Annotated in this window: 8 protein-coding genes; 2 read left to right on the forward strand and 6 right to left on the reverse strand. The window is 65.7% G+C overall.

The annotated features are described in order from the left end of the window. Positions 1-197: 197 nt before the first annotated feature. Entirely contained in the window at positions 198-419 is a 222-nt protein-coding gene (locus PMN64_RS40655; RefSeq protein ID WP_026192947.1) for a dodecin, read from the reverse strand. A 245-nt stretch (positions 420-664) separates the two neighbouring features. On the opposite strand from PMN64_RS40655, the gene PMN64_RS40660 reads away from it, so the two are divergent. After that, positions 665-1,246, forward strand: a complete 582-nt coding sequence (locus tag PMN64_RS40660) for an HdeD family acid-resistance protein (RefSeq protein WP_411784812.1) — start codon at positions 665-667, stop codon at positions 1,244-1,246. A gap of 169 nt (positions 1,247-1,415) precedes the next feature. On the opposite strand, the gene PMN64_RS40665 is transcribed toward PMN64_RS40660, so the two are convergent. Together PMN64_RS40665 and PMN64_RS40670 are read right to left on the reverse strand one after the other, a co-directional pair. Further along, positions 1,416-1,802, reverse strand: coding sequence for a hypothetical protein (locus tag PMN64_RS40665; RefSeq protein ID WP_411784813.1), 387 nt, complete (start codon positions 1,800-1,802; stop codon positions 1,416-1,418). 469 nt (positions 1,803-2,271) lie between these two features. Further along, positions 2,272-3,012: a hypothetical protein gene (locus tag PMN64_RS40670; protein WP_411784814.1), complete on the reverse strand. Its 741-nt coding sequence runs from the start codon at positions 3,010-3,012 to the stop codon at positions 2,272-2,274. 157 nt (positions 3,013-3,169) lie between these two features. Here PMN64_RS40670 and PMN64_RS40675 point away from each other — a divergent pair, with 157 nt between their 5' ends. Next, positions 3,170-4,114, forward strand: a complete 945-nt coding sequence (locus tag PMN64_RS40675) for an ornithine cyclodeaminase family protein (RefSeq protein WP_411784815.1) — start codon at positions 3,170-3,172, stop codon at positions 4,112-4,114. A gap of 125 nt (positions 4,115-4,239) precedes the next feature. On the opposite strand, the gene coaA is transcribed toward PMN64_RS40675, so the two are convergent. The 3 genes from coaA to PMN64_RS40690 form a co-directional block, all read right to left on the reverse strand. Then, positions 4,240-5,178, reverse strand: coding sequence for a type I pantothenate kinase (gene coaA / locus PMN64_RS40680; RefSeq protein ID WP_411784816.1), 939 nt, complete (start codon positions 5,176-5,178; stop codon positions 4,240-4,242). A 190-nt stretch (positions 5,179-5,368) separates the two neighbouring features. Continuing rightward, positions 5,369-7,627, reverse strand: coding sequence for a xanthine dehydrogenase family protein molybdopterin-binding subunit (locus PMN64_RS40685; RefSeq protein ID WP_411784817.1), 2,259 nt, complete (start codon positions 7,625-7,627; stop codon positions 5,369-5,371). After that, complete coding sequence (locus PMN64_RS40690) at positions 7,624-8,106, reverse strand: (2Fe-2S)-binding protein (RefSeq protein WP_018272305.1); 483 nt, start codon at positions 8,104-8,106, stop codon at positions 7,624-7,626. The genes PMN64_RS40685 and PMN64_RS40690 overlap by 4 nt, the downstream gene beginning before the upstream one ends. Between the last annotated feature and the right edge of the window lie 77 nt (positions 8,107-8,183).

Genomic DNA, 8,183 nt, shown 5'->3' on the forward strand with positions numbered 1-8,183 from the left:
CATCAATCGACTTGACCAACCGCCAACCTGTCAGTGATGTGTCCGAACAGGTGTCAGCCATGTCTCCGGACTAAACAGAAAGCGGGTGATCCAGTATTCCAGAGACGGCCGCGCTTGAACCGAGAGGCCGCGGCGTACTGGATCGCCCGGTCAAGCCGGGCGATGACAGTTGTCGTGGGTGACGAACCGAGGCCGCCCTACTCCAGCGTAAAGCCGACCCGCAGCGCCACCTGGTAGTGCCGGATCTTGCCGTCTTCGATATGGCCCCGCGTCTGCACCACCTCGAACCACTTCATTTCCCGGATCGTCTTTGACGCGCGGCTGACGGCGTTCTCGATCGCCGCCTCGATGCTCTTGTCCGATGATCCGACCAGTTCCAGGATTTTGTAGACGTGATCCTTGTCGTGCGTGGCGGGCATGTCGACCTCCTCTGTGGATGCGCGATCCGGACCGCTTGCGCTGCGGTCCGGTCAGTCCATCGTCCGATGCGGGCCGGCCATCGTCAAAACCGACGAATGCTGCGCGGCAACACGCCGGACGAATTGAATCAACGTGTCGCGGCGCCTTTGGTGCCAGCATGCAGTTCGTGCCAGCTGCGCACCCGCCCTTGTCCGTGCCTTGACCTATGGTAGCATGGTTTCATCAAGTATTCGGGAGCGATACGATGTCCACTGCGTCCAGCTCACCCGCCACACCTCCTCACAGCCTCGGATCCGGGCTTTCCAACCTCCGCGCCAAGTGGGGCTGGATCGTCGCCCTCGGGGTGATCTACCTGATCGCCGGCGTGCTCGCCTTCGGCAGCGTCTTCTTCGCCACCGTCGTCAGCGTGCTGTTCGTCGGCGCCATGATGATCGTCGCCGGCGTCGCCGAGATCATCAACGCGTTCCAGTTCAAGACCTGGGGCAAGTTCCTGTTCTGGCTGCTGCTCGGCGCGCTCTATGTCGTCGCCGGCTTCATCACCTTCGAGAACCCGCTGCTCGCGGCGGCGACGCTGACGCTGTTCCTCGGCGTAGCGCTCGTGGTCTCCGGCATCGTCCGCATCTTCCTCGCCTTCGGCATGAACTCGGAAGCGCCGTGGGGAATGGTCGCGATCTCCGGCCTGATCACGCTGGTGCTCGGCGCCATGATCCTGGCGCGCTGGCCGGTGTCGAGCCTCTACGTGCTCGGCATCTTCCTCAGCGTCGATCTGATCTGCGCCGGTGTGAGCTGGATCAGCATGGGCATGGCGCTGAAGCGCAGGGCGTGAGGCGCGATCGTCGCTTCAGGCAGGACCGCATGGCGGGTTAGCCAACGGGTCCGCCCGCAGGGCGGCCCCGTTGGCAGGCTCCGCGTGACCCGCCGCATGTTTTGCGTGCGGAGAGACGGCGGGTTGCGCTGGCGCTAACCCGCCCTGCGCTCAATCCGCCTGCAAGCCCTCAGGGCTGCGCGAGGTGCCAGGCGCCGTTGAGGAAACCGTCGCCGGTGATGTCGCCGGCCTTCTGGTCCTTGGCGAAGGTATAGAGCGGCTTACCCTTGTAGGCCCACTGCTTGGAGCCGTCGTCACGCGAGATGATGGTGTAGCCGCCTTCAGCCTTGTCGCTGGCGTCCGCCTTCAAGACCGGCCAGTTCGTCGCGCACGGGCCGTTGCAGGCCGACTTGCCTTCTGAATCCTTGTCGAAGGTGTAGAGCGTCATGCCCTTGGTGTCGGTGAGGACGGAACCCTTCGCGGTGGTTCCGGTCTTGGTCGGCGGCGCGGCAAAGGCGGTCGAGGCAAGCGCAAGCGACATGGCCGTGGCGAGCGCGAGCGAGATCGATGTCTTCATGATGTCTCCTTTTCGAATGCAAATGGCTTGCATGCGTTAGGACGCCGCAGGGCGCGCGCTATTCCGCTGATCGCGCGTGAAGAATTTTCGGGACGGCGATCAATGCGAGGGGAATAAAGCCGCAGGCGCGTGCCGATACCGGCAGCCAGCGCGGCATGAGTTTTGGTTGAAGCGGCCTAGCGGCAAGCTCAGTGCGCCTCTCTCGCTTGCGGGCAGGGCTATCGCATATGCCCCTTGGCGACGCGCAAGTGCTTGGCCTCGTGGTTCGAGACGCGCCGCAAGCGGCGCTCCTCACCATGAGGGTCTACTATTGTGCCGCAAAACAAGACCTCATCCTGAGGAGCCCGCCGAAGGCGGGCGTCTCGAAGGATGGCCACGAGGGCACCGCCACGATATGCGATAGCCCTGCGCTTGCGGGAGAGGGAGTGCACCGCCTTTGCGATTTCTACTCACCCGATCTCATGGCGCCCTACCGCCTGATTTCCTCGACCGCGCGCACCAGCGGGCGGTCGGAGAGCTGGATCGGGCCGGAGAACGGCGTGCTCATTTCGAGGATCAGGTAGATCGCGGCCGAGATCAGCGCCGCGGCGGCGACGGTGGTCGAGATCACCACTGCGTTGCGCGGCGCGCGAAAGCCGAGGGTTGCGAACATCAGCGTCAGCCACCCGACCAGGATGCAGATCAGCGGCGACGGAAACGAACCGTCGGACTGCTCGACAAAGGTCCAGCGCTGCTGCACCGCCTGCCGGTAGACCGAGCGGGCGTCGTTCCACAGCGCGACCTTCTGCTCGTCGTCGAACCGCAGCTCGCGCAGGCTGGTGCCGACCTCGTCGAGCAGGCGTTCGGACACCTCGTTCGCTCGTGAGATCGGGACATCCTTGAGCACCTGCTCGACATAGGCGAGCAGCCGCTTGCGCGGCTCGTCGGCGCTCGGACCGAGCGGCCGCAGGCCGCGATCGAGCAGGATGAGGTCGGTGGCGAAGACATGCAGATTGCGGTCGACCGCCACATAGGTGTTGGCGGCACTGTTCATCATCAGTCCTAGCAGCAGCGACGGCATGGTGACGAACAGCGTCGCGACCAGGCGCACCGAGGTGTTGGTCTCGTCGCTGCGGTGATGATCGGCGAGCCGGGCATGGATCGCCATGGTCGCAAGCGCGGCGCCGCCGAGCAGGATGAAGATCAGGACGGCGACGATGAATGCAACCACGGCTTGCGAAAACCTGCGAGAGAATCAGGTCCGCAGGATAGCAAGGGACGCCCAATGGTGCATGTCCGGTTGACTAGCCGTCCCCACGCGCTATCCAGTCCGGACAGGCTTTGGCGCGTTCTGGGAGCAGCGCAAGGGCGCCTGAGGAGAGAACCACGTGCATATCGTCGACGACAGCGAGGTCAACCGCGTCCTGAGCTTTCCGGTTTTGATCGAGGCGATCGAAACCGCGCACCGGCGGCCGAAGATCGCGGTCCACGACGGCTATCTCGGCGACGACAGGGGCCAGCAGCTGGTGACGCGCAGCGCGGTCGACGCCGGCCGCTTCATGATGACCAAGCTCTACACCAGCTTTCCGGGCAACCTCGCACACGGCAAGCTGCCGGCGGTGCAGGCGGTCTGCGTGCTGTTCGACGGCAATGACGGGCGTCCGCTCGCGGTGATGGACGCCGCCGAGATCACCCATTGGAAGACCGCCGCGGACTCCGCGCTCGGCGCCAAACACCTGGCGCGGCCGGATGCCGAGACGCTGCTGGTGGTCGGCGCCGGCGAGATGGCGCGCTGGCTGGTGCGCGGCCACCGCACCGTACGGCCGCAGCTGAAGCGGGTGCGGGTCTGGAACCGGACGGTCGAGCGCGCCCAGGAACTCGCCGCGCTGCTGGAAGGCGACGGCATCGCCACTGAAGCCGTCACCGATCTCGACGCCGCGACACGCGAGGCCGATATCATCACCACCTGCACCCGCTCGCGCGAGCCGCTGGTCAAGGGCGCCAACTTAAGGCCCGGCACCCATCTCGATCTGGTCGGCGGTTTCACCCCGGAGACCCGCGAGTCCGACGACGAGGCGGCGCGGCGTTCGCGCATCTTTGTCGACCGCCGCGAATCCGCCTTCGATGGCGTCGGCGACATTTTGCAGCCGATCGCCAGCGGCGCGATCAAGGAGACCGATGTGCTCGGCGATCACTACGACCTCGCGAGCGGCAAGGTCGCCGGCCGGCTGTCGGATAGCGACATCACCTTCTTCAAGAACGCCGGCGGCGGGCATCTGGATCTGATGACATGCGAGACTGTGCTGGCGCAGCTGGGGAAGGAGCTGCGGTAAGCGGAACTGTTCTGTAGCCCGCATGAGCCAACGGGTCGCACGAATGCGCGCCTGATGACAGGCTCTGCGACATGCGGGACTATGCTCCCGGATATCGCTTCGCTCATCCGGGCTACATCATTGCTCTACGTCTCCCGCAGCCAGACTTCACCGATCGAATGATCGGAGCGCTTGCGCAGCACGACATCGGCTCGCGTCCGCGTCGGCAAGATGTTCTCCCTGAGATTGGCGCGATGATGCTCACGCCACAGCCGCTCCGCGACCTCACGCGCATCGTCGGGCGGCAGGTCCCTGTAGTGGTGGAAATAGGAGGCGGGATTCCGGAACGCCGTCGGCTGCAATCTGAGGAAGCGTTCGACATACCAGGATTGGATGTCGGCCTCGTCGGCATCGAGATAGATCGAGAAGTCGAAGAAATCCGACACCACCACCGGCGCCGCGCCGCGCGCCAGCAGTACATTGAGGCCCTCGAAGACCAGGATGTCGGGCTGCTGGATGACCTGGCGTTCCGACGGCACGATATCGCCGATCAAATGCGAATAGACCGGCAGCTCGAGCTCGCGTTCGCCCGCCTTCGCCGCCGCCAGAAATCGCAACATGCGCGGCAGATCGTAACTCTCGGGAAAACCCTTGCGCCGCATCAGCCCGCGCTCTTCGAGAACGCCGTTGGCGTGCAGGAAGCCGTCGGTCGTCACCAGCTCGACTCGCGGATGATCGGCCCAGCGGGCCAGCAGCGCGCACAGCACGCGGGCGAAGGTGCTCTTGCCAACGCCGACGCTGCCGGCCAATGCAACGATGTAGGGCGAACGACGTGCCGGCCGGCCGAGAAACTCCGCCTTGACATGCGCGAGGTTGCGCGCCGCCGCGAAATGCAGGTTCAACAAGCGCGTCAGCGGCAGATACACGTCGCTGACTTCGGCAGAATTGATCGGCTCGTTCAATCCGCGCAACGCGGTGAGATCGGCGTCCGAGAGCGTCAGCGACGTGCTGGCGCGCAAGGCCGCCCAATCGCCGCGGCCGAAGATCATGTAGGCGGACAGCTCGTCGGGGTGGGTCATCCTCATCCGTTCACGGTGAGCCTGATGCGGCGAGTAGCCCGCATGAGCCAACGGGTCGCACGAACGTGCGCCCGATGACGGGCTCCGCGACATGCGGGAAGCTCTCTCCCCGGATATCGCTTCGCTCATCCGGGCTACACGGCAACCGCTGTAGAACCGTAGGGCGGCTTGCGAACCGCAACCCGCCCCTCGTTCCCTACTCCGCGGCCTGCTGCGTCGGTGCGTCGAGCACCTCCGACACTTTCGGCGGCGACATCGGCAGGCTGTAGAAGCGTTTGCCGAGCGCGTTGTGGACGGCGTTGGCGACCGCGGCCATCACGGGCACCAGCGGCACCTCGCCGACGCCCTTGACGCCCTGCGGATGTTTCGGGTTCGGCACCTCGACCAGCGCGCAGTCAAGCATCGGCAGGTCCGAACAGACCGGCATCCGATAATCGAGGAAGCCCGGATTATCGACCTTGCCGTCCTTGTTGTAGATGTACTCCTCGTTCAGCGCCCAGCCGATGCCCTGCGCGACGCCGCCTTGCAGCTGGCCCTCGACATAGCTCGGATGCACGGCGCGGCCGACATCCTGCACGGCGGTGTAGCGGATGACGCGGACGATGCCGAGATCGACATCGACCTCGACGTCGCAGATATGGGTGCCGAAGCCGCCCTCCGCGCCCTGGGTGTTGAGCTGCACGCTGGCGCCGATCGGGCCCCCCTGCGACGGCGCCTTCTCGGCGAGGTCGGCGAGCGTCAGCGGCTCGAACTGGCCGGCGTTCGGGCTCACCGGATGCGCGGCGCCGTTCTCCCACTTCACGGCTTCCGGGTCGATCGCCCAGATCTTCGCCGCGCGCTCGCGCAAGGTCGCGATCACCTTGTCGGCCGCCTGCGTCACCACCATCGAGGAGGCGAACAGCACGCGGCTGCCACCGGTGAGGTTGGAGAAGCCGACGGTCTGGGTGTCGCCGATGATGACGGAGACGCGCTTGTAGTCGATGCCGAGCAGCTCGGCGCAGATATTGGCAATGCCGGCGCGCGAGCCGCCGATATCGGGATGCCCTGTCGTGACGACGACGTTGCCGTCCTCGGTAATGTTGACCTGCGCCGAGGATTCACCGCCGGCGTTGAACCAGAAGCCGGAGGCGACGCCCCTGCCCTGCAGCTTGCCGAGCGGCGCCGCATAATGCGGATGGTTCTTCGCGGCTTCCAGCGTCTCGATATAGCCGATGCGCGGGAACACCGGGCCGTGGGCGGCCTTGGTGCCCTCCTTCGCCGCGTTCTTCAGCCGCAGCGCCAGCGGATCCATCTTGAGCGCCTCGGCGAGCTCGTCGAGCACGCATTCCACCGCATAGGCGCCGATCGGCGCGCCGGGCGCGCGATAGGCCGCGACCTTGGAGCGGTTGGAGCAGACGTCGAACCCCTCCGACAGCACATGCGGAATGTCGTAGGGCGCGAAGCTGCACCCGACCGCACCGCGGATCGGCGAACCCGGGAAGGCGCCGGCCTGCAGATAGAAGCTGCCATGGGCGGCGACGATGGTGCCGTCCTTCTTCGCGCCGATCTTCACCGTGCTCTTCGAGCCCGAGGTCGGCCCGGTGGCGCGCATCACCTCCTCGCGGGTCATCACCATCTTGACCGGGCGGCCGGATTTTTTGGCGAGCAGGGTCGCGAGCGGCTCGAGATAGACGATGGTCTTGCCGCCAAAACCGCCGCCGATCTCGGCGGGGATGGCGCGGATGTCGCTCTGCGGGATGCCGGTCAGCATCGAGGTCATCGCGCGCACCATGAACTGGCCCTGGCTCGACGACCAGATCGTGGTCTTGCCGTCGGCCGCGACCGAGATCAGGCAGGCATGCGGCTCGATATAGCCCTGGTGCACCGGGCGCGTGGTGAAGGAGCGCTCGATGACGATTTCAGCATCCTTGAAGCCCTGCGCGATGTCGCCCTTCTTGGATTCGATGCGGCCCATGATGTTCGAGGGCTTGCCGTCGAATTTGTTGAACTCGTGCAGGATCGGCGCATCAGGCCTCAAGGCGTCGTCGATCTCGATCGCCCAGGGCAGCACCTCGTAGTCGACCTCGATCAGCTTGCAGGCCTCAGCCGCGATCGCCTCCGTGGTCGCGGCCACGGCGGCGACGGGATGGCCGGGGAACAGCGCCTTGTCGCGCGCCATCACGTTGCGGCACATCCAGCGCATGTCCTGGATGCCGAGCATCACGGCACCCTTCTCGATCGTGAAGTCGACGATGTCGCGCGAGGTGACCACCGCCTTAACGCCGGGCAGCGCCTCGGCCTTGGCGGTGTTGATCGACTTGATGCGGGCGTGCGGATGCGGGCTGCGCAGCACCTTGCCCCAGATCATGCCGGGCATGGTGGTGTCGGCGGCAAACGCCGCGCGGCCGGTCACCTTGTCGACGCCATCGGGCCTGATGGTGCGCTGGCCGATCCATTTGTTGTTGACGACGTTCATGGGCGCATCTCCCGCATTTCGGCAGCGGTCTCCATCACCGCGCGGACGATCTTGTCGTAACCGGTGCACCGGCAGAGATTGCCGGCGAGCCAGAAGCGGACTTCCTCTTCGGTCGGATTGGAATTTTTGGCGAGCAGCGCCTCGGAGGCGACCAGCATGCCCGAGGTGCAGATGCCGCACTGAAGCGCGGCATGCTCAAGGAACTTCTGCTGCAATGGATGCAGCTTCTCGCCCCTGGCCATGCCCTCGATGGTGCGGATCTCGTGGCCCTCGGCTTCGGCCGCGAGCATCAGGCAGGAGCAGACCAGGCGGCCGTCGAGCGTGATCGAGCAGGCGCCGCAATCGCCGGAGGCGCAGCCTTCCTTGGAGCCGGTGAGCCCCAATTGCCCGCGCAGCGCGTCGAGCATGGTCTCGTACGGCTCGCACAGGAATTCGACCGGCTCGCCATTGACTGAGGTGGTGACGTGCAGTTTCGCCATGGTGCTAGTGTCCTCCCGCGCGCTGGGCGGCGATCGCGGCGGTGCGCTTGAGCAGCACGCCGGCGGTTTTGGTCCGG

Source organism: Bradyrhizobium sp. UFLA01-814 (assembly GCF_046718885.1).
GTDB classification, from domain to species: domain Bacteria; phylum Pseudomonadota; class Alphaproteobacteria; order Rhizobiales; family Xanthobacteraceae; genus Bradyrhizobium; species Bradyrhizobium elkanii.

Coding starts and splice junctions, on each gene's coding strand:
- PMN64_RS40655 (WP_026192947.1), bottom strand. CDS start 419: ATGCCCGCCACGCACGACAAGGATCACGTCTACAAAATCCTGGAACTG.
- PMN64_RS40660 (WP_411784812.1), top strand. CDS start 665: ATGTCCACTGCGTCCAGCTCACCCGCCACACCTCCTCACAGCCTCGGA.
- PMN64_RS40665 (WP_411784813.1), bottom strand. CDS start 1,802: ATGAAGACATCGATCTCGCTCGCGCTCGCCACGGCCATGTCGCTTGCG.
- coaA (WP_411784816.1), bottom strand. CDS start 5,178: ATGAGGATGACCCACCCCGACGAGCTGTCCGCCTACATGATCTTCGGC.
- PMN64_RS40685 (WP_411784817.1), bottom strand. CDS start 7,627: ATGAACGTCGTCAACAACAAATGGATCGGCCAGCGCACCATCAGGCCC.
- PMN64_RS40690 (WP_018272305.1), bottom strand. CDS start 8,106: ATGGCGAAACTGCACGTCACCACCTCAGTCAATGGCGAGCCGGTCGAA.